Origin of the sequence: Bacillus sp. BD59S, from assembly GCF_007363175.1 — a bacterium.
In the GTDB taxonomy this organism is placed as follows: Bacteria; Bacillota; Bacilli; order Bacillales; family Bacillaceae_G; genus Bacillus_A; species Bacillus_A pacificus.
The window spans coordinates 1,900,788-1,924,759 of record NZ_CP034686.1 but is presented as its reverse complement, the minus strand read 5'-3'; the positions used below and the strand labels follow the sequence as shown (position 1 = coordinate 1,924,759).

23 protein-coding genes, 4 pseudogenes and 1 other annotated feature are annotated in these 23,972 nt (G+C 34.6%); of the genes and pseudogenes, 8 read left to right on the top strand and 19 right to left on the bottom strand.

What is annotated here, in order from left to right; translation table 11 throughout:
• Window positions 1-274 precede the first annotated feature (274 nt).
• The 15 genes and pseudogenes from EKQ63_RS30570 to EKQ63_RS11945 all read right to left on the bottom strand — a co-directional run bounded on the left by EKQ63_RS30570 (window position 275) and on the right by EKQ63_RS11945 (window position 13,431).
• Window positions 275-1,051 (bottom strand): annotated as a pseudogene (locus tag EKQ63_RS30570) (endonuclease/exonuclease/phosphatase family protein).
• Window positions 1,045-1,923 (bottom strand): class I SAM-dependent methyltransferase, encoded by an 879-nt coding sequence (locus EKQ63_RS12010; RefSeq protein ID WP_143881065.1) that lies wholly within the window; start codon window positions 1,921-1,923, stop codon window positions 1,045-1,047. The pseudogene EKQ63_RS30570 and the gene EKQ63_RS12010 overlap by 7 nt, the downstream one beginning before the upstream one ends.
• A 223-nt stretch (window positions 1,924-2,146) precedes the next feature.
• The gene (locus tag EKQ63_RS12005) at window positions 2,147-2,365 is read right to left on the bottom strand and encodes a hypothetical protein (RefSeq protein WP_087952368.1); all 219 of its coding nucleotides are present in this window, start codon (window positions 2,363-2,365) and stop codon (window positions 2,147-2,149) included.
• Between the two features lie 29 nt (window positions 2,366-2,394).
• Complete coding sequence (locus tag EKQ63_RS12000) at window positions 2,395-2,724, bottom strand: DUF2085 domain-containing protein (protein ID WP_087952367.1); 330 nt, start codon at window positions 2,722-2,724, stop codon at window positions 2,395-2,397.
• Between the two features lie 170 nt (window positions 2,725-2,894).
• Entirely contained in the window at window positions 2,895-4,583 is a 1,689-nt protein-coding gene (gene argS, locus EKQ63_RS11995) for an arginine--tRNA ligase (RefSeq protein WP_143881064.1), read from the bottom strand.
• Window positions 4,584-4,627: 44 nt separating this feature from the next.
• Window positions 4,628-4,842, bottom strand: a binding site (T-box leader).
• Between the two features lie 40 nt (window positions 4,843-4,882).
• Window positions 4,883-5,659, bottom strand: coding sequence for a class I SAM-dependent methyltransferase (locus EKQ63_RS11990; protein ID WP_143881063.1), 777 nt, complete (start codon window positions 5,657-5,659; stop codon window positions 4,883-4,885).
• A gap of 49 nt (window positions 5,660-5,708) precedes the next feature.
• Window positions 5,709-6,143 (bottom strand): BrxA/BrxB family bacilliredoxin, encoded by a 435-nt coding sequence (locus EKQ63_RS11985; RefSeq protein ID WP_000063713.1) that lies wholly within the window; start codon window positions 6,141-6,143, stop codon window positions 5,709-5,711.
• 83 nt (window positions 6,144-6,226) lie between these two features.
• On the bottom strand, window positions 6,227-6,610 hold the full coding sequence (locus EKQ63_RS11980) for a thiol-disulfide oxidoreductase DCC family protein (protein ID WP_143881062.1): 384 nt from the start codon (window positions 6,608-6,610) through the stop codon (window positions 6,227-6,229).
• A 3-nt stretch (window positions 6,611-6,613) separates the two neighbouring features.
• Complete coding sequence (locus tag EKQ63_RS11975) at window positions 6,614-7,741, bottom strand: conserved virulence factor C family protein (RefSeq protein ID WP_087952363.1); 1,128 nt, start codon at window positions 7,739-7,741, stop codon at window positions 6,614-6,616.
• A 323-nt stretch (window positions 7,742-8,064) separates the two neighbouring features.
• Entirely contained in the window at window positions 8,065-8,823 is a 759-nt protein-coding gene (locus tag EKQ63_RS11970; protein WP_087949523.1) for a Nif3-like dinuclear metal center hexameric protein, read from the bottom strand.
• Between the two features lie 405 nt (window positions 8,824-9,228).
• Window positions 9,229-9,564, bottom strand: coding sequence for a single-stranded DNA-binding protein (locus EKQ63_RS11965; RefSeq protein ID WP_143881061.1), 336 nt, complete (start codon window positions 9,562-9,564; stop codon window positions 9,229-9,231).
• A 159-nt stretch (window positions 9,565-9,723) separates the two neighbouring features.
• On the bottom strand, window positions 9,724-9,978 hold the full coding sequence (locus tag EKQ63_RS11960; RefSeq protein WP_087952362.1) for a DUF4318 domain-containing protein: 255 nt from the start codon (window positions 9,976-9,978) through the stop codon (window positions 9,724-9,726).
• 106 nt (window positions 9,979-10,084) lie between these two features.
• Window positions 10,085-10,816, bottom strand: coding sequence for a Bax inhibitor-1/YccA family protein (locus EKQ63_RS11955; protein WP_001260642.1), 732 nt, complete (start codon window positions 10,814-10,816; stop codon window positions 10,085-10,087).
• 75 nt (window positions 10,817-10,891) lie between these two features.
• Entirely contained in the window at window positions 10,892-12,787 is a 1,896-nt protein-coding gene (locus EKQ63_RS11950) for an ABC-F family ATP-binding cassette domain-containing protein (RefSeq protein ID WP_000783207.1), read from the bottom strand.
• A complete protein-coding gene (locus tag EKQ63_RS11945) occupies window positions 12,784-13,431 on the bottom strand; it encodes an HD domain-containing protein (RefSeq protein WP_087995112.1) in 648 nt (215 codons plus the stop codon). The genes EKQ63_RS11950 and EKQ63_RS11945 overlap by 4 nt, the downstream gene beginning before the upstream one ends.
• 109 nt (window positions 13,432-13,540) lie before the next feature.
• Here EKQ63_RS11945 and EKQ63_RS11940 point away from each other — a divergent pair, with 109 nt between their 5' ends.
• The 3 genes from EKQ63_RS11940 to EKQ63_RS11930 all read left to right on the top strand — a co-directional run bounded on the left by EKQ63_RS11940 (window position 13,541) and on the right by EKQ63_RS11930 (window position 16,814).
• Complete coding sequence (locus EKQ63_RS11940) at window positions 13,541-14,392, top strand: hypothetical protein (protein ID WP_143881060.1); 852 nt, start codon at window positions 13,541-13,543, stop codon at window positions 14,390-14,392.
• Between the two features lie 675 nt (window positions 14,393-15,067).
• Window positions 15,068-16,486, top strand: coding sequence for a WXG100 family type VII secretion target (locus EKQ63_RS11935; RefSeq protein WP_143881059.1), 1,419 nt, complete (start codon window positions 15,068-15,070; stop codon window positions 16,484-16,486).
• Window positions 16,487-16,502: 16 nt separating this feature from the next.
• Complete coding sequence (locus tag EKQ63_RS11930; protein WP_000923399.1) at window positions 16,503-16,814, top strand: contact-dependent growth inhibition system immunity protein; 312 nt, start codon at window positions 16,503-16,505, stop codon at window positions 16,812-16,814.
• A 40-nt stretch (window positions 16,815-16,854) separates the two neighbouring features.
• Here the strand turns inward: EKQ63_RS11930 and EKQ63_RS11925 are convergent, their stop codons facing one another.
• Window positions 16,855-17,883, bottom strand: coding sequence for an N-acetylmuramoyl-L-alanine amidase (locus tag EKQ63_RS11925; RefSeq protein ID WP_143881058.1), 1,029 nt, complete (start codon window positions 17,881-17,883; stop codon window positions 16,855-16,857).
• On the opposite strand from EKQ63_RS11925, the pseudogene EKQ63_RS30175 reads away from it, so the two are divergent.
• A pseudogene (locus EKQ63_RS30175) lies at window positions 17,864-17,929 on the top strand (HXXEE domain-containing protein); the annotation flags it as partial. The gene EKQ63_RS11925 and the pseudogene EKQ63_RS30175 sit on opposite strands and share 20 nt — an antisense overlap.
• A gap of 240 nt (window positions 17,930-18,169) precedes the next feature.
• On the opposite strand, the gene EKQ63_RS11915 reads toward EKQ63_RS30175, so the two are convergent.
• A complete protein-coding gene (locus EKQ63_RS11915; protein ID WP_143881057.1) occupies window positions 18,170-19,117 on the bottom strand; it encodes an aromatic ring-hydroxylating oxygenase subunit alpha in 948 nt (315 codons plus the stop codon).
• Between the two features lie 233 nt (window positions 19,118-19,350).
• On the opposite strand from EKQ63_RS11915, the pseudogene EKQ63_RS11910 reads away from it, so the two are divergent.
• Together EKQ63_RS11910 and EKQ63_RS11905 are read left to right on the top strand one after the other, a co-directional pair.
• Window positions 19,351-20,367, top strand: a pseudogene (locus EKQ63_RS11910) (EndoU domain-containing protein); the annotation flags it as partial.
• A 25-nt stretch (window positions 20,368-20,392) separates the two neighbouring features.
• Window positions 20,393-20,734: a hypothetical protein gene (locus EKQ63_RS11905; RefSeq protein WP_000384715.1), complete on the top strand. Its 342-nt coding sequence runs from the start codon at window positions 20,393-20,395 to the stop codon at window positions 20,732-20,734.
• 58 nt (window positions 20,735-20,792) lie between these two features.
• Here the strand turns inward: EKQ63_RS11905 and EKQ63_RS11900 are convergent.
• Window positions 20,793-21,386 (bottom strand): annotated as a pseudogene (locus tag EKQ63_RS11900) (N-acetylmuramoyl-L-alanine amidase); the annotation flags it as partial.
• Window positions 21,387-21,881: 495 nt separating this feature from the next.
• Between EKQ63_RS11900 and EKQ63_RS11895 the strand changes: the two are divergent.
• The gene (locus EKQ63_RS11895; RefSeq protein WP_143881056.1) at window positions 21,882-22,382 is read left to right on the top strand and encodes a YxiF family protein; all 501 of its coding nucleotides are present in this window, start codon (window positions 21,882-21,884) and stop codon (window positions 22,380-22,382) included.
• 95 nt (window positions 22,383-22,477) lie between these two features.
• Here the strand turns inward: EKQ63_RS11895 and spoVS are convergent, their stop codons facing one another.
• Window positions 22,478-22,753, bottom strand: a complete 276-nt coding sequence (gene spoVS, locus EKQ63_RS11890; RefSeq protein WP_000427791.1) for a stage V sporulation protein SpoVS — start codon at window positions 22,751-22,753, stop codon at window positions 22,478-22,480.
• 481 nt (window positions 22,754-23,234) lie between these two features.
• On the opposite strand from spoVS, the gene EKQ63_RS11885 reads away from it, so the two are divergent.
• Window positions 23,235-23,819: a preprotein translocase gene (locus EKQ63_RS11885; RefSeq protein ID WP_143881055.1), complete on the top strand. Its 585-nt coding sequence runs from the start codon at window positions 23,235-23,237 to the stop codon at window positions 23,817-23,819.
• The last annotated feature ends 153 nt before the right edge of the window (window positions 23,820-23,972 follow it).

Genomic DNA, 23,972 nt, shown 5'->3' with positions numbered 1-23,972 from the left:
TGCTACTTGCTTAGATTTTACACATCATATTATAGGTATTCAACTATAATCTCTTATAATGGATAATATTATTTAATATTATTCGAATTTATAACAAAATATAGTAAAAACGATTGTTGTTCTCTGTATTTTGTTTGATTATATGGAATAACGTAACATGAGCTCTTATCTTTCAAAAGATGAACACTGTATAGAAAATTATATCGGCGATCTTCAAAATATGTCAGCGATTATACAGTGAATATCGACTTGCCGACAAAAAATGACATTTTTCTCATTTATTAAATTTCAAATCTACAAAAACACCGTAATGGTCGCTAGGAAATACGCCAGATGAAGTTAGTGCCGAATCCCCAAATATAGATACGTTTTCAATTATAGGAAGTCTCAATAGGTCATTTTCTTGCATCATAATCCAGTCATACCTTTTATCTTTCTTTACCTCTCCTCTTAAATTCGGATTCTTTCTATAATCTAAAGTTGGTTGAACTTCTTTAAGCTGCGCTACATCTATCCAGTGATTTCTAATTAAATCTTCATGAACCCTTGAATGTTCATCATCATAAAAATCACCACATAATAATTCGTAATCACTTACTCTATTTGCAATCCAATTATTCACGGCATTCATTTGTTCTTGTCTTATCCTATTAGATTTTCAATTTAAATGAACATTCATTACTCCAAACTTACAATCTTTATATGTAAAGATGCTTTGAATGGCACAATAATTCAATTCCTCTATGTCGGTTTCCCAAATTGCTTCTTCAGCTATAATAGGTATTTTGCTTAAAAAGGCTAGGCCTTCATCTGGAGAATCAGGGTACTCCTTAAATATACAAAACGGATACCCTACTTGATTTGCTATATACTGTGCAACATTTTTCTTTGAATTCAAATTAACACAACTTCTAACCTCCTGTAGAGCAAGAATATGTGGAGAAATAGTTCGAATCTCCTCACAAATAGCTTCTAATCTCTCCACCCAAAGACTATCATGGTTCCATATATTGAAGGTAGCAATCCTTAATAAATCGCTATCTTTCAACATTCTACGTCACCAAATGTAATTTTCATATTCGGAGCATATACTAAAGAGGAATGCATTTGAAATGCTTTAAAAAATCGGAGTTCAGCTTCATATTGAGCTAGCGCATCATCATATGTTAATCCTCTAGCCATTAAACGTTCTATAAATCGCTGTTTATCACCTGGATCTCCTGCAATCCCTTCTTCTTTTAATGAGTGATACAACTTTTCTTTATCATTATGATGCATATTAGAATCTAAAAAGTTCACTTTATCACTTACTCTACATTCAATATTTTTCACGCCTAGTTCACTTAAAAACGTCGGTATTTTCATACCAATATTTCCATCTTTTCCGCTTCTCTGCGTGTCACTTTCAAATAATTGCTGCAAAGCACCTAGCCTAATAATTTCCGATTGTTTCTCTCCATTTATATAATATGAAGACATATTTGATATCCAATGTGGCTCAAAACAAATTATTTTTCCTCCACTTTTAACTGAATGCATCATTTTTTGTAGCATTGTTTTTGGTGAACTCATATGTAATAAGAAGGCATGACAGATTGCTATATCATATGTATCGTTCAATTCAATTTCTGTAGCATCTCCCTCAAGAAATTGTGTCTCATATGGAAGTAAACGAAACAACTCTCTCGCTTCAGCAAGTAATGTTGCTCCACTATCAATACCTGTATACTTTGAACCTCCTGGAAGTAACGGCATTAATACTAAGCCTAAATAACCATATCCGCAACCGAAATCAACAATATGTACTGGCTTAGTAATCTTCCAAACTGTATTTACTAAAAAACTTACATAATCGTCGTTGTAATATAAATCTCTTGTGTTTTTTAAATATATTAGTTTGCTGTTCCAATCATACTCTTCCAAAACCTACGCCTCCTTTTATATACAAAACTATAGTTCTCCATTTGATAAACGGATTCCTATGTTTCTAAAAATTTTAGCGCTGTTGAGTTCTAATTAAAACGTTATATTGCACACGCTCTTTACCCTCCGCCTATTCAACAAATTAATCTTGAAAAAGTAAAAAGGATTACATACCTGAAACGATATACAACCCTTTTATAATAATATCGAAATAAACAGAAGATTAGTTAGTACAATCACAATCCGAGCAATCCGTACAATCTATTACTTCACAATCTAAATTTCTCTTTTTTTTGCTTCTTTTTAAATAAAAATATAGTAGTACCATAAATAATATGCAAATAACAAAAGCTATTGTTGCTTCTATATATTTTTCATAAATGATAAAACCAATTCCACTTCCACCTGATATAAAAATTAGAATTATGTAAATCCAGAACATGTAAGTATTTACCTCCGTTAATATGTGGTTTAAGATATAATCCATATAATACTAGATGCAATAAATAGTCCCATACCATTTCCACTTAATAAGCCGGTAGTTACTCTTAACAAATTTGTGCTGCTTCGCCATTTCCACTTTTGGCTGAATCCATCGATTAATAATGGAATTTGAGCAAAAAAGGATAGCAATAATGAGAGACTAAACGAAGGTGTTATTAAAAAGTAAATTGGAAACATACAGAAACCAATCAGCATACCTGTGCATCGTGCACATAAAGGTATGTTTTTTTGTAGTTTAAGAAAACTCCTCTCCGGTATTCTATGACAAGGAATATGCAAAATAAAACCTCGAATCAATACAGATCATCCTCTCTACAAATATTTTAATTGATTTCACAACATAATTATAGAGTTCTTACATTTCATAACATATAACTTCTTATAGTTTCAAGGCTTAGTCGGCAAAATAAAAAAAGACAAATTAGGTTAATGATCTCCTAATTTGTCTTTTTTACTATAGCTTTATTTTACATCTCCTGAGGAGCATCCACCCCAAGTAAACGTAATCCCTCTTTTAATACAACCGTCACAGCATACACTAATGCAAGTCTGTTATCTTTTTCTTCGCTCTCTTCCAATATACGCACATTTCCATAATATTTATTGAACGATTGTGCTACATCTAAGACATATTTTGAAATGATTGATGGCTCATTTTTGTTGAAAGCTATTTCAATTACTTGTGGGAATTTATTGAGTAATTTTACGACGCTCCAGCTATAATCATCTTTTAATGCAAACGTACACGTTTCAAATTCTACACTTTCTTTTCTTAAAATAGAGCAAGCACGTGCATGTGTGTACTGTACGTACGGTCCTGTTTCTCCTTCAAATTTCAGCATGTTTTGTAATGAAAATTCAATATTATGCATACGTTCATTTTTTAAATCGTGGAAGATAACTGCGCCAACACCAACTTGCTTCGCTACTTCTTCTTTCTGTTTTAAGTTTGGATTTTTCTCTTCAATATTTTGTTTTGCAAGTTCGATTGCTTCCTCAAGTACTTCTTCGAGTAAAATAACTCTTCCTTTACGTGTGGACATTTTCTTACCATCTTTTAAAATGAACCCAAACGGTACATGTTCCATGCCCTCTACCCAATTGTAACCAAGCTTTTTTAATACAGTGAAAAATTGATTAAAGTGTAAACTTTGTTCCGGGCCAACTACATAAAGGGCTTTATCAAATGCATATGTGTTTTGACGATATAACGCTGCCGTTAAGTCACGCGTTGCGTAAATCGTTGCACCATCGGATTTTCTAATTAAGCAAGGCGGCATTCCCTCTTCTTCTAAATTAACGACTAACGCGCCTTCTGACTCTTCAAGCAAATCATGCTCCTCTAAAATCCCAATAAAATCTTCCATTAAATTATTATAAAAAGCTTCTCCTTGAAAATTAGTAAATTCAACACCGAGAAGTTCATAAATACGAGAAAATTCTTTTAAGGATTCGTGACGGAACCAATTCCAAAGCTCAACAGCTTCTTCATCACCTTCTTCTAATTTCTTAAACCAAGCACGCCCTTCTTCTTCTAGTTCTTCGTCGTCTTTTACCTCTTCATGGAATTGAACGTATAACTTAAATAATTCACGGATTGGATCCTCTTTCACTACTGCTTCATTTCCCCATTTTTTATAGGCGGTAATTAACTTTCCAAACTGTGTTCCCCAATCCCCAATATAATTAATTCCTACAACTTCATAACCACATTTTTCAGCAATATGTTTCAGTGAATTTCCAATCATTGTAGAACGTAAATGCCCCATTGAAAAGGGTTTCGCGATATTAGGAGACGAATAATCGATAACTACAGTCTTTTCACATCCAAAATGATTTTGGCCGTACTCTTCTTTCTCCGCTAAAATCGTTTTTAATACTACATCACTTACAATTTCACGATTAAAAAATACATTTACATAAGAACCGACGGCCTCTACTTTCGTAAAAAACGGATCACTTAATTTCTCTGCAACTTCTTTTGCGATAATAGCAGGTGCTTTTTTATATTGCTTCGCTAATAAAAAGCATGGGAAGGCTGCATCTCCAAATTCATCTTGTTTCGGTGTTTCGATTAAATCTAAAATTTGTTTTTGCGTTAATTCATTCGTGAAAATATTAGATAAACTTTCCGCAAAATGCATTTTATAATCCATAATTTAACCTCCTTATTTTTTAAAACACAAAAAACTCGTCTCTAAAAAGAGACGAGTTTAAACCCGTGGTACCACCCTTGTTGTTCATTACGAACCACTTTCCCGTTTATAACGAGGACAGGGGGCCTCGGCTTACTCTACTATTCGTTCAAGAAGCATCTCCGAAGTGCGCTTCATCTTTTTCTTCCACACTAGGCTCACACCATCCCCAGCTCGCTTTCCTTCTAAAAAAGACTACTCTCTTCATCACAGACAGTATATTTAATTAATTATTGCTTATTATACATCTTTTCAAACAATTAGCAAGGGTCAATTACACCAAAGTGAAACTTTGCACTTTTTCTTTTGTATACGTGAAAATTATGTTTTTCAAATCTAGAACTACGGAAATGATCTTTCAAAACGACACGCTTTCTCGCCACACGCTTCGCTTCCGCAATTGTTTCGTCAGTAATATCATGATACAAAGCGAAGTGTTTTAATCCTTTTATTCCATCTGATTCTATAACAGTTTCTTCAAACATTGGATCAAGGTAAACAACATCATAACTATCATCTTTACATTGTGTTAAAAATGCGTAATGCTCCGTTCGCTTCACATCGATTCGTTTCATTGCCACATCAATTTCAGAAACGGATGAAGACCATGTTTTCAAACCATTTTCCATAATATAAGCCATATATTCATTGCCTTCAAGTCCTGTTACTTTTCCGCTTTCACCAACAATATAGCTAGCCACAATACTATCTGATGCCATACCGAGCGTACAATCTAACACTGTCATTCCACTCTCTAATTGCGTGGCTTGTACAAACGGATCGTGTTCTCCGCGCATTAATCTTTTCACACGAAACATCGCTGAGTTTGGATGAAAGAAAAACGATTCTTCCGTACCTTTTGGATAAATAGCTAATCGGTTCTTTCCTACGACAAGCACATCTTGTTCATACTGCTCATGCAGCTTATGTACTGGTATGTCATTACGTTTAACGAAAGAACGATTTAATTCTGCCGCTACCTTATTTGCATAATCTGTCATTTCTTTGTTCGTTCTTCCTGCTGTTGTTACTATCATTGTTTCACCTCTATATAAAGAAAAGAGGGAGATTTACTCTCCCCCTTCTTTAGCAATTCTTTTCGAAAGCTTGCTCTAAGTTCGTAATAATTTCGTCCATAGTTGCACCTTCAATTTCATGACGGTGAATGAAGTGAACAACTTCTTTTCCTTTTAATAATGCCATAGATGGTGAAGATGGAGGAATTTCTCCGAAGTATTCACGCATTTTTGCAGTAGCATCTTTATCTTGACCTGCGAATACAGTTACAAGATGGTCAGGTTGTTTTTCAGCACGAACAACCGCTTGACCTGCTGATGGACGTGCTAAACCAGCTGCACAACCACAAACAGAGTTTACAACTACTAAAGTTGTACCTGTTACGTTTTCCATAAATTCTGTTACAGCTTCTTCTGTAGTTAACTCTTCAAACCCAGAACGCACTAATTCTTGACGCATCGGGATTACCATTTGGCGCATGTATTCTTCATAAGCATTTGACATCTTGTAATCTCTCCTTCAACTTTCATTCCAAATTCATCATATCACGCTCTATTAATAGGTGCAAAAGAAAGATAACGATGATTTCATTTTTTTGTAGGGATTTCACAAATCCCTTCGCGGCAATGTCCAACTGGGACCAGCTTTCTATTGTTAGCGATATAATCGTATACTTTACTTCCAAAACCAAGTACGATAGATAGCTTTATAAAAGGTACGGCAAGCCAATAAGATGGAACGGCCTTTGCTAATACATGTATGCTATGAATGCCGTCATACCATTTATTATTTTTAAAAATATACAATCTTTGTTCCATCTTACTTTGTAGTTCTTGAGAAAGTTCATACCTCTCAACTACATCTTCATCTCGAAATGAAACAAATTTCATCTTACCCTTTTTATCTAATTTTTTCGTACGTTCTGCAACCGCCGTACACATCGGACACCAACTATCATAGAAAACAATCATACATTATTCCCCTTTACGAGACTCCGTCATTTGTTTCCATACAGAACCTTTTGCTTCTTCGCCGCCTTCAATACGCTCTAATGCTAAGCGCGCTTGCATAGCTACTTCAAACTCTGGATCATCTTGCGCTGCTTTTAATGCAGGAATCGCACTTTCGTCTCCTAGTTCAAATAAGAACATCGCTGCACGCCAGCGAACTAATTTACTTGGATCTTTCAGAGATTTAATCATAACGAACATCGCTGCTGGATCACCTACATCTGATAAGCAATCGCCCGCTGTACGGCGAACACTTACTGAACGATCTAATAACGCTTTATATAATAACGGCAATACTCCATCACCTTTTACCATACCTAAATAAGCTGTTGCTAAACGGCGGATTGAAACTTTTTCATCATCTAACGCCATCTTCAACACTGGAATATCTTCTTCTGTAGGATCCATTTGTTCTAATGCTGCAAAACGATTTTTCCAGTCCGCATCTTTCATCATCTCTTCTGTTACTTTATATGGCTCACGCTTTTGAATCGTTACTTCAACAGCACCTGCTTGGTTTAATAATTCTTTAACTGTTTCATTTACACGTTCTTCCGGATAAGCAGCAACAATCTCTTCTACTACTTCTTTCCCGATTTCTTCAAAATTACCGTAACGTGTACTTTGTTCCACCCATTTACGCTCTTTTACAACGTTTGGTGCAGACATTTGTACTTTCATAATGGATTCTTTAAAACGATCTGGTAAACCAACACGTTCTTCCGTCGTTCCATCTGTTAACTTTACTTGCATTGGAATTGTAAAGAACATTTGAACAAACACCTTCACTTCTCCAAAATGAGCAAGTTGTTGTTCTTCACTTTCTTCTACTACTTCTTCGCCGAAAACAGCACGAACTTGTTGTAATAAAACTTTCCAGTCATACTTTGCATTTCGCTCGACTGCTAAAAAGTCAGCTACATGATACACACCTTTAATACCTTCAATTTTCAAAATTTCTTGCACTTGCATTGGTGCTTGTTCTTTATTTTCATTTGTATAATTATTACGCGCTCCTGATGGTAATACTTCATTCAAAATAACTTTCATTGTATTTGGACTTGGCGTCGGTTCAATTGCTTTAATCTTCACGTAAAAAACTCTCCTTTATTGCATGTTCTTAGCTGTATTGTAACATGTTATCACTCTATACTCCTACTCGGATGCTTAATTTTACTACTTTCTTGCCGCCATCATACTTTTTCATTATTTCTTACATTTCAAATTAGTAATGGGATTTTAAAAGCTTTGGTTTCCGATGATTTTTATTTTTCATCCATTTCTTGAGGCATCGCCAGTATTTTTGAAAAAAACACGCTCAGCAAAAAAATATAATAAGCTGTCCATATCGATAGCTTATTTACATAATTTTCGATATAGGAAGTTAATCTGTTTAATATAAGTCTAGTTTAATATTAATGATTTAGTTCAAAGTGTTCCTCTTTAAGTTCTATAATCTCAACGTCATTATTTAAATCTTTTATACGTTCAACTAAGCTCTTTACTCCATATATTTCAGTAAAAGTATGACTTCCAACTATAAGATTGATTCCTACAAATTGAGCATATTGAATTGTGTATAAAGTTGCTTCTCCAGTAATATAAGCATCACATTCTGCTTCTACTGCTAGTTTGATGTAATTCGAAGCGTGACCTGCACCTGTTAATACTCCTATTCTTTTTATTTCTCTTTCGTTATTTTTCCAACTTCTTACTGGTTCATTTAGATTCGTTTGCATTCTTTGAACAAGTGTTGAAAAACTTATTGGTTTATTAAATTCACCAATTCCAGGATTATCTCCATTATCATAAAAGGAATGTTGTATTAGATGATCAACTTCAATAACATTCATTAATGACGTACAAGTTCCAAACTCAACAAAATCTAGGGGACCATGTATATAAAAGTGGCTAATGTTGTGTTCTCTCAATTTCTTTACACATTCATCCCTCAATCCATAGATAAAATCCCAAGCATCATGATGTGTAATAATTAAGTCTACTTCTTGCTGTACAGCTTGTTCAATTATTTCAGGTGAGATATTAGTTGAATAGCCAATTTTGTAAATTGAATTATTGGAGGTATTAAGAAAACCATAGTCATCATCAAATTCTTCTAATAATTCTTTTTCAAATAATTTTTTGATAGTATCTTCGAATTGTTTCAAGTTCATGTTAAGAGCTCCTTTTTCCATAAATTAGTTATTTTATTCAAACTATTATAAACCTTAGTTAGAAAAATAAGAATACTCAAATTTTCATTCACTTAATTTTGTATACTCTATTCATGTGAAGTTAACATAACGTCCTATTATCAGTAGCAACAAAAAGGAGGATTCCTTACGCTCCGAAGGGATCCTCCTTTTTTATTTTCTATCACTTGATTCATCTTTTTATACATTCCTATCCTGTAATGGGTTTTACGGTTCTCGTTTGTTACTGGATTAGCCAAAAAACGTCATAACATTTTGTATACTCTTTACTTGTTTTTTCAAAAAAGCTGGCGGTATCCCTTCTTTAAGTTTATTAAAATACTTTCCACAATTTTTTCCGAAGCTATTACTTAAAATCACCTTTTATTACGATGCCCCCTCCCGCCTTCTCTCCAAAAAGGTAATACTCTCAATCACAACTTCCGTTCTATATACTCTCTTGCCTTGCTCATCATCGTAGTTACTCGTCTGAATACGCCCTGTAATCCCAACAAGAGAGCCCTTCGTACAATATTCAGTTACATTCTCAGCCGATTTTCGCCATATGACACAATTAATAAAATCGGCTTGTTGTTCACCTAAACTATTTCGAAAACCTCTATTCACTGCAACACATACTCGTGCATACGCAACACCTTGCTTTGTGTAGTATAATTCTGGCTCCTTTGTCAATCTACCGATTAATACAACTCGATTCATCATAAGTTATACCACCTCTCATATTTTTCTTCATTGTAAAGAAAAATGTGTGAAGGGTAAAAAGCTTAAAATAATATACTTTATAATAAAAAATATATTTTTATATCTTATAAAAACAAAAAAGAAACCGTACATCCTTTAAACATGTACGGTTTCAAAAAATTATACTTCACTGCATGAAATGTAATATCCTCCGCGGGCCATCTTGATTTCCGCACGATATAATACTTCTTCTAAGTAAAAAGTTATCGGTTTTACTTTACTCTCAAATTTCAGTTGTTCATTACATTCAGCTGCATAACTTTCAATAGCTGAAGTAATAACTTCTCCCGGTGGATACGTTAAAGCATCATCTAGTTCTATGAAAAAACTTTTAGAAAATAGTTTTTTCATAATCCCTTTCTTCTCTTTCATCATATTCCATCCCCTTCAATTTAAGGTTACCAACATCCATATTATACCACATCATCAATTTATCTTTGAAAATAAAAAAATCCTGCATTTTTCACGCAGGATTTTTTTATTAGTCATTTTTCGTAAAGTAAGAAACGAAACGAAGAATTTCTAAGTATAACCATACTAATGTAAGCATTAGTCCCATTGCAGTGTACCACTCCATATATTTCGGAGCTTGACTACGTACACCATTTTCGATTAAATCGAAATCTAGTAATAAGTTTAATGCAGCAACTACGATAACAACTGCACTAATAATAATACCGATTGTACCACCTTGGTGAATGTACGGAACAGTTACACCGAACATGTTTAGTAGAAATACGACTAAATACATAACCATAATTCCAAGTGTTGCTGCCATCACGCCTGTACGGAATTTATCCGTTACTTTTACTACGCGTGTTGCATATAACACTAACATCGCAAATAGAATTGAGATTGTTAGTAATACAGCATTTAAAACGATAGAATCGCCAAACTTCATTGTATAAACAGCTGAAATACTACCTAATACAACCCCTTCTACTGCCGCATAGATTGGTGCACCAAAAGGTGAAATACGCGGGAAGAACATAGACGCAAATGCGATGATTGCCGCAACGATTAAAGCGCCAATTAATACTGGCATCTTCATCGTACCCTCTATCATCTGTATGTATGAATAGACAGACGTTGCAAGTAGCAAGATAAGCATAATAAACGTTTTGCCTACTGTTCCGCCAATAGTCATCGCCGAAGCACTTGCTCCTTCTTTACGGAATGCCTCTTTTTTCAACATTGGATTAGATGTTCTCATTTTTTCCCTCCTAAAATAGGTTCTACCAATAGTGTAAAGTTTTTCTCTTTACTTTTCAATATATGCAGCTTGTTTTTATTTTAATCCTTCAACAATGTCGGATAGTTCACTCCATCTTTCCATCGTTTTTTCTAACTCTTCTTCTGTTTTTTGTTGTGCTTCAGACAATTCTTGCGCTTTCGTAAAATCAGAACCAACATTCGCAAGCTCTTCTCCAATTGATTCTAGCTTTTCTTCAAGTTCCGCAATTGTATCTTCAATTGTTTCCCATTCGCGCTGCTCGTTATATGAAAGTTTACGCTTACGTTGTTGCTTCGGTGCTTCTTCTACTACTTTTTTCTCTTTCTGCACTTCCGCTTTCTCAATAAGTTCTCTCGTTTTTTCCATTTCTAAGTAATCCGTATAACTACCTAGAAATTCGCGCACTTCTCCTTCTCCCGTAAAGATGAACAATTCATCTACTACTTTATCTAAGAAGTAACGGTCATGCGATACAGTTAAAACGACACCTGGGAAATCTTCTAAATAATCTTCTAACACAGTTAATGTTTGTGTATCTAGATCATTCGTAGGCTCATCCAGTAATAGTACGTTCGGTTCTCCCATTAATATACGTAATAAATATAAACGTCTTCTCTCGCCACCAGATAATTTGCCAAGCGGTGTACCATGTGAATGCGGTGGGAATAAGAAACGTTCTAACATTTGAGACGCACCAATTACTTTTCCGTCTGTCGTATGAATGACTTCCGCGATTTCTTTAATGTATTCAATCATACGTTGGTTTAAATTCATTTCTTCATTTTCTTGCGTATAGTAAGCAATTTTTACTGTTTGTCCAACTTCAATTTCACCACTATCAGGAGATATTTTACCTGCAAGCATATTTAATAGCGAAGATTTCCCGCTCCCATTCGCTCCAATAATTCCGATACGATCGCCTGGTTTCACGATATGATTGAAGTTGTTTAATACTGTTTTATCGCCAAATTTTTTCGTTACATCTTTTAACTCAAGTACTTTTTTCCCAAGGCGACTACCGCTAAGCGCAATATCAACTGACTGTTTTGCAGCTGGCCCTTCTTGACCTTTTAACTCTTCAAAACGTTGAATACGTGCCTTTTGCTTTGTCGAACGAGCTTTTGCACCACGGCGAATCCACGCTAGTTCACGGCGATATAAGTTTTGACGTTTTGATTCTTGCGCAAGTTCTTGTTCTTCACGAAGTGCTTTCGCTTCTAAAAACGTACTGTAATTTCCTTCATAACTATACAATTTTCCATTATCTAATTCGAAAATACGATTCGTCACACGATCTAAGAAATAACGATCATGGGTTACAAGTAATACCGCACCTGTGTACCTTGCTAAATATTCCTCTAACCACTCAACTGTCTCATGGTCAAGATGGTTCGTAGGCTCATCTAAAATTAATAGATCCGGTGTTTCAATAAAACACTGCGCCATCGCAATACGTTTTTTCTGCCCACCAGATAAATTTCCAACAGTTGCTGTGAAATCCGTAATTCCTAGTTTCGTTAATAACGATTTTGCATTCGCATTTGCTTCCCACGCACTCATTGCGTCCATACGTTGTTGCACTGCAAATAATTGTTCCTGTACCTTTTCATTACTTGGATCTTTTTCGATATGTAATAGCGCCTTTTCATAATCACGAAGAAGACGAATTAAAGGTGTATCACCATGGAAGACTTGCTCTAATACTGTTAATTGTTCATCAAACTCTGGTTGCTGTGATAAATAACTAATTGTATATCCACGTGAATGAGTCATATCACCTGTGTCAGGAATTTCTGCCCCTGCAATAATTTTTAATAAAGTTGATTTACCAGTACCGTTTACACCGATAATTCCGGCACGTTGTCCTTCTGCAATACTAAATGATAATCCATCAAATAACGGTTTCTCTCCATATGATTTTGATAAGTTTTCCACAGTTAACATTTTCATATTTGTGCATTCCACTCTTTCATAAATTGTTCAATAAACTGTTCCATATAACGATGACGAACTTCAGCCTCTTGTTTTGCTGCATTCGTATTCATTAAGCCTTTTAGTTTTAAAAGTTTTTCATAAAAATGATTTAAAGATGGGTCATTATTTTTTCTATATTCATCTTTCGTCATCACTTCACGAGGAGGAATAGTTGGATCATACATTAATCTCCCTTTCGCCCCGCCATACGCAAATGTGCGAGCTATTCCAATTGCACCAAGAGCGTCTAAACGATCTGCATCTTGAACAATCTTCCCTTCAATTGACTCCACTTTACCGCCATGACCACCTTTATAAGACATATTGGCGATGATATGAAGAACATGCTTACTGTCCTCTTCTTCAACATGTAACTCTTCTAACCAATCAGAAACTTTTTTCATTCCTGCTTCTTCACTTTCATTTAACTTCTCATCTGCCACATCGTGAAGTAATGCTGCCATTTCAATTATAAAACGATTTCCTCCTTCTTGCTCGGATAAAGAAATCGCCAGTTTATGTACACGCTCAATATGATACCAATCATGCCCACTCGCATCTTTTTCTAAAATATGTTTTACAAAAGTAATTGTTTTTTGAATCTTTTCTTGTTTTGTCATTTTATCTTCACCCAGTTACTTATTGTAACACGCCCGCATTTTTTCATCACATATTTTCTTGTCCGCCCATACACTAGGTGGTAGGCATCATCATGAAGGAGGAATAAACATGTTCTATAATAATCAACCGCCTTACCCACAACAACCATTTTACCCTCAGCAACAAGAACAAAGATATACAGAACAATATGAAGAACAAGAGTTACAACAGCAAGAGCAACAATATGAACAAAATCCATACGTAACACCACAAAAACAAGCACCTGAATACCCTCAAAACCCTTATGACACACGTCCAAATTTTGAATATCCTAAAAATCCATATGCAGAATCACAAAATCAGGAACAACAATTTCAACAAAATCCATATGTAGCACCACAGAATCAAGAACAACAATTTCAACAAAATCCATATGCAGTACCGCAAACTCAAGAGCAACAATTTCAACAAAATCCATATGTAGCACCACAAAATAAAGAACAACAATTTCAGCAAAATCCATATGCAGCACCACAAAATAAAGAACAACAATACCAACAAAACCCATACCCAACTCAACCACAACAACCGCAATACCAACAACAAATGTATCAACCAAACTATGACGCACGTGTCTCACCACCTAAACCACCAACAATCGATCCAACTCAACCACAAATTTTACCGCCTGGACCAACATTAGATATTACACAACCGCAAATCTTACCACCTGGACCAATTACAGAACCGACACAACAACAAATTCAGCAAGTTGTCGGCACACAATTTTTGCCTTTAAAGAAACCTGTACTAGATTTCGTAAAACCTTGGGTAGATTACGGTTTAAATGAAGCAAAACATACATCTCACGAACACGCATTAACAGAAGTTGCTGCGATTATGTTTTTAGTTGGGAAAGGATTTAATCCGACAATTGCGCATTATATTGTAGAATCTTGGGAGAAGAATGAGCAGTTTTAGGGTTGTTTATTTTTTATTAAATAAAACTATAAAAGCGTCACAAGTGCCTGTTATACAAGCATTTGTGACGCTTTTTATTTGTTATATTATATTCTACTTCAAAAGGGTATTTCATATTTTTTACGTGTTTTTATATTATTTGTGAGCAAAATGTGAGCAAATAATAACCTTTTAATTAAACTGTATTAGCTTGAATTCTAATTTAAAACGATTCTTTTAACATAAATTTCTACGATAAATCTTGAATTATAATCATTTTGATAAATAGCTATTACCGTTCTCATTGTTGAACTTGCGTACGGAAAATATACCTTCCTATTATATAGTTTCATTTCGTTTCATAAGTCTTATTAAATACTTGTTTATCTGATAAGGTTTTTCCACGATATCACTACTTGTTATTAATTCGTGGCTGTTTTTATTCTTGATATTAAGACTGTCTTTATGAGCATTTCGTATAAGTATGATGTAACTGATTAAAGCTATTTTCAAAGACGACATATCGGCAATAATTTATGTCTATTTCTTATAGGTGTTAGCAAGTTCGTTTGCAAACTTGTTAGCACTTTTTTATATTACTTCTATAAATAAATGCCCCTTAATATAATCTAAATTTTATATATTTACTTTTCTTCTATTTATCTTATAATTTTAATTGGGAAAGGGAGGAAATAAATGGTTCAAATCAAAGTGACACCTGAAATGCTAGAAGAAGTTGCTAATCGTGCAAATAATACTAGAATCGCATTAGAATCTATACATAATAATTTATGTAATGAAATAGATCGTTTATGTTTTCAATGGATTGGTGCCTCTAATCAACAATTCGTTCAAATGTTCAATGATGCGAGACCAAAAGCTTTTACATCTATCAATTCAATTATACAAGTGGAAGAGGATTTGAAACGAATTGCCGAAAAATTCCGTACCGCAGATGCTTCATATGGCGAAAATCTTAAAGAAGGAGCAATGTGTGGTCCGTTAAATAGTGAGAAAAATGACGGATCTTTACGTGATAAAGTTTGGCATGGTCTCAAAGATACTTATGAGGATCTTAGTAAAGTAAAAAATTCCGATGAGTCTTTATATGATAAATTTAAACATGGTATCGATGTAGCTTATAAAGATGTGAATAAAATAAAAGACACTATAGATGATGAAATCGAATCTGCTTTTGAAAAATCTGGATTAGGTGTCCCCTATCACTTAAAAAAGGGAATGGGCGACGCTATAGGTGATGAATTATTAGGACTTGCAGATGCAGTTATCCATCCCATTGACACATTTAATAACACGATTGAAGCCGTTTCTCACCCAGTTGAGACGTTCCATGCGATAAAACAAACAATTTCTGATTCTTGGAATCGTGATGTTACCAATGGGGACTCGTATAGTGGTGCAGCATGGTACGGAAGCGCGACCGGTCATACTATATTGGCTGTTGGACAACTATTCGTAGGAACAAAAGGCGTAGATAAAATCGCAATGTTGAACCCTGGCACAAAATTAGCTGAGATTTCACGAACTGCTAATCAAAGCTTGCAAGACGCTGCATCCTTATTCAATCGTAATCAGTTTGCTTTCGCTGGTGGAAATAATATACGCTCTGTATTTGATACACCTGATTTTAGAGCAGCTGAGGAAAAGCTATCGACCCATCAGTTTGCTACAGGAGAAAATACCACTACTGTGAAACCCGGTGATAGCAGTTCGCTTACTCCAGGTGGCGGACTAGCCGCACATGAAGCTAAAGGTGGGCATTTACTTGAACGACATGTAGGAAAAACAGATGAAGAACTATTGCAAAGAATACAAAGTGATACTAGAATAGCAGGTGCATCTACTTTTACTGATAGGGCATCAGCTGAAAAAATAGCGGCTACCGTCTTGAATAACCCTCGTAATCAAGTGCGCATTCAAAGTTGGTTAAATAGTCCAAGAGACAATAATTTAATTTTACGTTATCAAGGTACTGAAATAATTGGACGAGGTGTAATAAGAGGTTCTACAACAGTTGAAGATATGTCAAATGCAAAAATTGTACTGAAGAAGGATAGAAATGGAAGTTTTATTTTAACTGGATATCCATCTTGATAATAGGAGGAAGATTATGTTATTAGAAGACAATTTCGATAATCTCGAAGATGATGAGGTATTTCAATTTCTAGCTGGTACTTTTCACCAAGATACTTTCTATGAAGAAGCGCTCCAAGAATTACTAGAAGAGGTATCAAAAGAGTATTTGCAAGATGCTGTTATTTTTCTAACTGAATTTATTCAAAGCGATTATAGTAATACAGAAAAAAATGAATACATACGTTATTCTGCAGATGGAATATATTTTGATGGATTAGAAGTAACACCATTAGAATGGCTTGAACAAACAGTTAAAACGATAAAACAAGCATTAAAAAATAATTAGTAAAAATTGACCGCCCTTAATAGGCGGTCTTTTGTTCATATTACTTCACATACACATAGGCTTCATTTGCAGTTACATAGTATGTTTTACCTTTACTATTGTGTACTTTGTATTGTGGTGATCCATTCACATTTACTTTTGCATCAATAGTAAACCCTAATTCTGCATCTACAGAGCCAGCAACATCTTTATCCTGCCAAGATGGAGCATCATAGAAACGTAGATTGTTAACCTTTGAAACAACACGCTTCCCTACAATAGAAGAATCCACTGTGCTTTTCTTACTAAACTTCACATAAGATGGATCATTTTTAATCCATTGCTCACCGCCAAGGTTTAACCAACCATCCTTTTCAGCCCATACAACATAAGCTTCTGGTTTGTTTAACTGACGAATCTTAGAATAGCTTGTACCAGGTCCTTTACGTAAATTCACGTTATAACCTTCAATATAAGCAATACCACCTGTTACAGCCGTTGGAACCTCCGCTGGTTTAGATGGCTTATCAGGAACAGAAACTTCAACATTAGAGTTATTGTATGCTCGTTGTACATCAGCACGGAATTGGGCTTCTGATACACCATGAGACTTTAAGTAATCAAGTGGGTCTTCATGATCTGTACCGCCAAGATATTTCGTCACATCGTAGTGAGTCCACAATCCTTTTTCTACTGATATTTTACGGTCACGAAGGATTTTAGCCAATAATTTCACGTATTTATCATAGCTACGTTTGAATTTTTCATAATCTCTTGTTTCACATAACTCCACATGAACAAATTGTTTATTCGCCCCTGGTCCAGCTCCATAAGCGATGTATTTCGTATCAGCAATTTGGATTGTTTCATTCCAATCAACTGCGTAATGTACAAATGCCGAGCGCCATGTACGAGACTCATATTTTTGAATGTTAATAGCTGACGCTTCTGGAGTTGCTGTACTATGCGCCACAACGCCTTCATATGCACCAGCACCATTACGGTATGGTTGTTTAGGTAAATCAGGAATAATAAGCGTTCTATCAGCAAAAGCTCCTGTAGCAAAACAAATAATACAAAGAGGAAATATGTTACTGAAAAGTAAGGAGACAAATCATTACTTTTCTAAAGAGTAATTAGGTCTGTACAATGACGCATTAAAGTGATTCATAAGGGATGCTGGATGCTAAGAGAGTGAAAATGAATTAAAAAAGAAAGGTGCGTAGGCGCCTTTCTTTTTTGAAGGGAATTTTTGTTATGAGTTAGTATAAAATTGGGTTCAGGGGGTACTATAAAATTTTAGCTTGATGGCAATGGGGGAGCAACCACGTCTATCAACGTCACTACACCTATATTTAATACTGCGTTACGTACCTTTAATCAAGTGAAAAACAAGACTCATTTTGTAAAAATTGAAACCAACGTTTTCTAAACTGAACTTGAGCCATATCTGCATGAACATGGGCCTCCATTTTTAAAGCTTCTGGTATAGGCCTAGGATGTTGACTTTCTACAATAATTTGATCCTCTTTTAGTACTCTTAAACTAAATTTAGCTAAAATTTGGTCTAGTAAAGGGAAGTACTTTAAAAATGTCCTTCCGGTATATCCCATAATTAATGTCTCTTCTTCATCAATTGGTGTAAATGTAATGTACTGAATAAATGACTCATTCTCCTGTTCGCCACTGTGCAGCATCCATTGACGTGGGAATTTGTATTCAAGGTAAGCATCGCCATTTGAGAATATAAACTGATCCAGTGTTCCCTCCAGCTTATAATTGGTTGAATCAGCTTTTGTTTTTCTACCAATCGTTTTTTTATGTACATAAGCAAGGTGAGCAATATCCAGCACAGATTCGATTGATCGAGTAAGGTGTGCATTCCAAGTGGCGTGGAAGGAAGAGAGTTTAAAAGGAGTGTTCTCCATTACATGAAAAGTTTTCCATTCAGGTGGAGTTTCCTCACTATTAGGGTATATCCAAATCAATCCAATCTTTTCTTTTACAGGGTATGAGAAGGTATGAGCAAATTTCGGGATAGGTTTATTGGGTTGGGATGGAATTCTTACACAAGTACCACAACTATCGAACTCCCAACCATGGTAGGGACAGACTAGTTTACCATTTACTACTTGTCCCAGTGATAAGTCAGCGCCACGATGAGGGCAGTAAGGTGATAGAGCCTGAACTTCGCCTTTTTGATCCCGATATAATACAAAATCTTTGCCAGCAACTCTTTTTTTTACTGGAATCTTTTTTATATCTTTTGAATAACTCACAGCATACCAATTACGTGGGAATACTCTATTTATATTTAGAGTCATTTATTTTCTCCTTCTTTTTTATTTACCTAGTAGATATTAATGGTATCTACTGCATACTGTCTATTCTATGCTATAAAATATTTTAAATGTTCGTTTAAAATTAAGAAATCTACAGTTTGATCAAATAATTATGAAAGCCTGTATACTCTCTCTAAATGTAACAAAAATGACTATAGTACAATAGATTTTAAAAAGAAGAAAGTAAACAAACCCAGATTCACTGATAAATCGCTATAGATGATGAAATCGAATCTGCTTTTGAAAAAGCTGGATTAGGTGTCCCCTATCACTTTAAAAAGGGAGTGGGCGACGCTATAGGTGATGAATTATTAGGACTTGCAGATGCAGTTATCCATCCAATTGACACATTTAATAACACGATTGAAGCCGTTTCTCACCCAGTCGAGACGTTCAATGCAATAAAACAAACAATTTCTGATTCTTGGAATCGTGATGTTACCAATGGTGACTCGTATAGTGGTGCAGCCTGGTATGGAAGCGCTACTGGTCATACTATATTGGCTGTTGGACAACTATTCGTAGGAACAAAAGGTGCGGATAAAATCGCAATGTTGAACCCTGGCACAAAATTAGCTGAGATTTCACGAACTGCTAATCAAAGCTTGCAAGACGCTGCATCCTTATTCAATCGTAATCGTAATGAGTTTGCTTTAGCTGATGGAAATAATATACGCTCTGTATTTGATACACCTGATTTTAGAGCAGCTGAGGAAAAGCTATCGACCCATCAGTTTGCTAAAGACGAGGCCGGTTCGAGCGGAAATAATCCTGTTAATGAAAGTCATACTTCATCACTCTCTACTAGCGAAATCATATCTAGTTTACAAGAAACTGAGAACTTCCGGTTAAATTCACTTAAACATATCCTTGAAGGAGAAATAAACCGGAGAGGCGAAGCAACGGGATACCACTCAGAGTTCTTAGAGAATACTCACGGAAGAACAATTCCTGGCACAGATCGTAGAATTAATGATTATGGGGCATACAAAGCCCAAGTGGAAGTGAACGGGATTCCTAAGGCGGCGAATGGTGGCTATTCTACTTTTTTCCCTAAAGATTGGCATCCACAACAAATCGTAGACAATATAAACGAGGCATACAGCAATAAAATCCACATGGGTGGTAATACTAATATCTATGATGGAGTAGGGATAGATGGCCTACCTATTCGTTTGTTTTTAGATGGTAATGGTAAAATTATTTCTGCATTTCCAAGACAAGGTCGATAATTTAATTTTTAAGGGAGAAAATAATATGGATTACAAATTTGAGTTACTTAGTACAGGAAGTTTAGTTATTAGACTACCAAAGGAATTCGATATTTTAGAAGCTTTTTTAAATGTAGAGGTATCTGAATTCGGTGATTGGATAGCAGAAACTGTAGATAAAGTTTTAAATGAAAAAAGTGATTATGAAAAAATAAGTGCGAATATTTTTGGGGCAGATGTTCGAAGAGATAAAACTGTTATATTTAATAAGTATGATGAAGATGAAATCGAAATCCCTCTTGAAATAGAAACTATTACATTAAGAAATCTAATAGATATTTGGTTAAATGAATACACAAAATTGAAAACCGAAAAAAATAACAATTAAATGATGTTACATACAACACGAAAAAGGCCGCCTATAATAAGGGGCCCTTTTCGTTAAATTAACGCACATTCACATACGTATCAATAGCCGTAATATAGAAAACTTGCCCATGACTATTATGCACTTTATATTGATACGAATCATTTACACTTATCTTCGCATCAATTATAAATCCTAATCCTGCATCTACAGAACCAGCCACATCTTTATCCTGCCAAGATGGAGTATCGTAGAAACGTAGATTGTTAAGTTTTGAAACAACACGTTTTCCAACAATAGAAGAATCTACTGTGCTTTTCTTACTAAACTTCACATAAGATGGATCGTTTTTAATCCATTGCTCACCGCCAAGATTTAACCAACCATCCATTTTACCCCACACCATATATGATTCTGGTTTATTTAACTGACGAATCTTAGAATAGCTTGTACCTGATCCTTTACGTAAATTTACGTTATATCCTTCAATGCATGCCACACCATCTGTTACAGCTGTTGGCACTTCTTCTGGTTTAGGTGGCTTTTCAGGAACTGAAACTTCTACATTAGTATTATTGTATGCACATTGCACATCAACACGAAATTGAGCTTCTGAAACACCGTGACTACGCAAGTAATCAAGTGGATCTTCATGATCTGTTCCACTTAAAAATTATTCATTATTTCTCTGGTTATTTTTTCCTATTATCTTATAATTTAAATTAGGAAAGGGAGGAAAATATATATGTCTAAAAATGAAACTGTACTATTAAATCAGATTGAGATAGTAATTGAAATTTTAAAAAATATACAAAAAGAAGACCCCTTCTATAAAGATTTATGAAAACGATGAAAACGATTAAACCGTTTAGCCACTTATCTGCAAAGTAAATCTCGTGGAATTAAAGGCGTAGTGAGAGCCTATACTGAAACCGATCTCGTAAAAAGATTTGACGATCCTCTACTTATTGAATTAGATAAATTAGAGACTATGCTAAATGAAAATAAATAATATTAAACCGACTTCGAAAAATGACTCAGATATGTAGAAGAACAAACAGATAGAATATTAAAGGAAGCTTGCATGTATCCCTTTTTAGAAAAACAAGTGAAACTTTAGTCAGTGGGGTTTTATTCACCCACCACGCGAGTAAAGGTGTGAAAATTTTTGAGTAATATGAATAAAAGCCGAATTGAAATTCTAAAAATGAAAGCAAAAAGAACTGGTAGTAGAAAAGAACTGCTAGACGAACTTTCTAATATTGTTACAGTTTCTATGGACTCATTTATGGAGCCAGAATCTAATGATTTATTTTGTAAAGACTTATTTAATACGCTAACACAAACTTCAAACATAAAAAACTTTGGTAGCACTAATTATCAAGAAAACAGAAGACTATCAATAGTACTGTTAAAAGAAACAGCTAAAACTATTAAATTTCCAGTTGATCAAGGGAGACTCTTTTTCTCTAAGGGTGGTAAATTTGAAGCAGTTAAACTGAACATTGGTGAAGTATTTGAGAATTTAGAAGAGTTATCAACCATATCAAGATTTCTAACTGGATATGCAGATTTTGTATTAGCTGGGGACGATTTAGAATTCGGAATCGTTATTGAGCGCACTGAATACCACTACGAATTCAGTATGTGGGGTGTATCCACAATATGAAATATGAAAATACAAAAGACCACTTCAAAATGAGAGTGGTCTTTTTATTTCTTTATCTATTAGTTTTTTCAAATCCCACTTATCAATATTCTTTTTTAAGACCTTTTCTTCCTAGGACCTATAATCAATTTAATCGCAGTTCTTTCTTGATCATTAATAGTAACCTCTTGAAATGCTGGAACAAAGGCTAAGTCAATACCACCTGGAGCAACAAATCCTCTTGCGATTGCAATTGCTTTAATCGCTTGATTTAAAGAACCCGCCCCAATTGCTTGAATTTCTACATTTCCACTTGTTCTTAGTACACCTGCAATTGCACCTGCCACTGAATTTGGTTTTGATTTTGAAGATACCTTTAATATATTTTCCATGTAAGTTGCTCCCTCTATTATTTAATCGCTCTTTTGTTACCGTTTAAAATATTTCAACGTATCTTTTACTACTATTCACACCAAAAGCAAACAATGCTACATATGTACATTCATTCGATACTTTTCGTCTTCTTCCTGCCTTACTATGTAAATAAAGAAGGATAACTAAAAACCTAATATAAAAACATTCAAATAAAAATATATTACTTTAACGATCATATCATTGTAACTGAGGATACTGGTTTTACTGTTTCAGATATAATTAATATAAGCATTCACCCTACGCTTCAATTTCCTAATAAATCCCTCTAATATTTTCACCATATCATTAACCTTTTCTTTTTCAAAAATGGTTACAGCTTCTATTCTATTACTATATTTCATCGTATTAGCACTTTATTTTCTATATCTATCACCTTTTATATAGGACAAGCATAAAATACTATGAGTATACACTTCATTCATAATAGGAGGTAATACATTGGGTTCATACTTTCATTCTTCAAATTCAAAAGAAAAATGTTCATGCAAATCTTCTTCCAGCTCATATAAAAAATGTTTATGCAACTCCTCTTCTAGTTCATATAAAAAATGTACATGTGACCATTCACATAAAAAAAGCTGTCCGGCATACGGCACTTTTTGGCAAACAGAGTTTATAACTGTTCCTTTCGGAGATCCTTTTCCATTTAATCACGTTGGCCCTATAGCAGGAGGCGTTTCCTTACTAAATCCTACTACTATACAATTTAGTCAAGCTGGTGATTATAGAGTTTCTTTCATTTCGACTATTAACACTACTTTAAATCCTGTATTTCCACATATCCCAGTCATGACTATATTTTTAAATAATAATCCACTTGCTAATAGTCAAGGTGACTTTGCTTTTCAAATGAATACTTCATCAAATAACGAATGTCTTCAACTAGTAGGCGAAACGATTGTTACAGTTCCTGCTAATGCAACTCTTCAATTGAAAAATAATAGTGGTTTTAATCATCAAAGTATTGTAACTTGTGATAATGGTATCAATTCAGTTGAATTAACAGTTATGAAACTAAGTTAATAATCTTCTTCACATTTAGATGCTATTTCAGCATCATTTTTTATTGAAAAATGTTCTTTTAATTCCCATCATCGAACATAAATTCCATTGTATCTTTCAGTTAATCTAATAGACATGAAAAAAGTACCGAACTCTTCTACAAAAGTTCGGTAC

Bases quoted from the DNA above. Each gene is read 5' to 3' on its own strand.
- EKQ63_RS12005 (WP_087952368.1), bottom strand. From the start codon at position 2,365: ATGTTCTGGATTTACATAATTCTAATTTTTATATCAGGTGGAAGTGGA.
- argS (WP_143881064.1), bottom strand. From the start codon at position 4,583: ATGGATTATAAAATGCATTTTGCGGAAAGTTTATCTAATATTTTCACG.
- EKQ63_RS11990 (WP_143881063.1), bottom strand. From the start codon at position 5,659: ATGATAGTAACAACAGCAGGAAGAACGAACAAAGAAATGACAGATTAT.
- EKQ63_RS11985 (WP_000063713.1), bottom strand. From the start codon at position 6,143: ATGTCAAATGCTTATGAAGAATACATGCGCCAAATGGTAATCCCGATG.
- EKQ63_RS11980 (WP_143881062.1), bottom strand. From the start codon at position 6,610: ATGATTGTTTTCTATGATAGTTGGTGTCCGATGTGTACGGCGGTTGCA.
- EKQ63_RS11970 (WP_087949523.1), bottom strand. From the start codon at position 8,823: ATGAACTTGAAACAATTCGAAGATACTATCAAAAAATTATTTGAAAAA.
- EKQ63_RS11965 (WP_143881061.1), bottom strand. From the start codon at position 9,564: ATGATGAATCGAGTTGTATTAATCGGTAGATTGACAAAGGAGCCAGAA.
- EKQ63_RS11960 (WP_087952362.1), bottom strand. From the start codon at position 9,978: ATGATGAAAGAGAAGAAAGGGATTATGAAAAAACTATTTTCTAAAAGT.
- EKQ63_RS11955 (WP_001260642.1), bottom strand. From the start codon at position 10,816: ATGAGAACATCTAATCCAATGTTGAAAAAAGAGGCATTCCGTAAAGAA.
- EKQ63_RS11950 (WP_000783207.1), bottom strand. From the start codon at position 12,787: ATGAAAATGTTAACTGTGGAAAACTTATCAAAATCATATGGAGAGAAA.
- EKQ63_RS11945 (WP_087995112.1), bottom strand. From the start codon at position 13,431: ATGACAAAACAAGAAAAGATTCAAAAAACAATTACTTTTGTAAAACAT.
- EKQ63_RS11940 (WP_143881060.1), top strand. From the start codon at position 13,541: ATGTTCTATAATAATCAACCGCCTTACCCACAACAACCATTTTACCCT.
- EKQ63_RS11935 (WP_143881059.1), top strand. From the start codon at position 15,068: ATGGTTCAAATCAAAGTGACACCTGAAATGCTAGAAGAAGTTGCTAAT.
- EKQ63_RS11930 (WP_000923399.1), top strand. From the start codon at position 16,503: ATGTTATTAGAAGACAATTTCGATAATCTCGAAGATGATGAGGTATTT.
- EKQ63_RS11915 (WP_143881057.1), bottom strand. From the start codon at position 19,117: ATGACTCTAAATATAAATAGAGTATTCCCACGTAATTGGTATGCTGTG.
- EKQ63_RS11905 (WP_000384715.1), top strand. From the start codon at position 20,393: ATGGATTACAAATTTGAGTTACTTAGTACAGGAAGTTTAGTTATTAGA.
- spoVS (WP_000427791.1), bottom strand. From the start codon at position 22,753: ATGGAAAATATATTAAAGGTATCTTCAAAATCAAAACCAAATTCAGTG.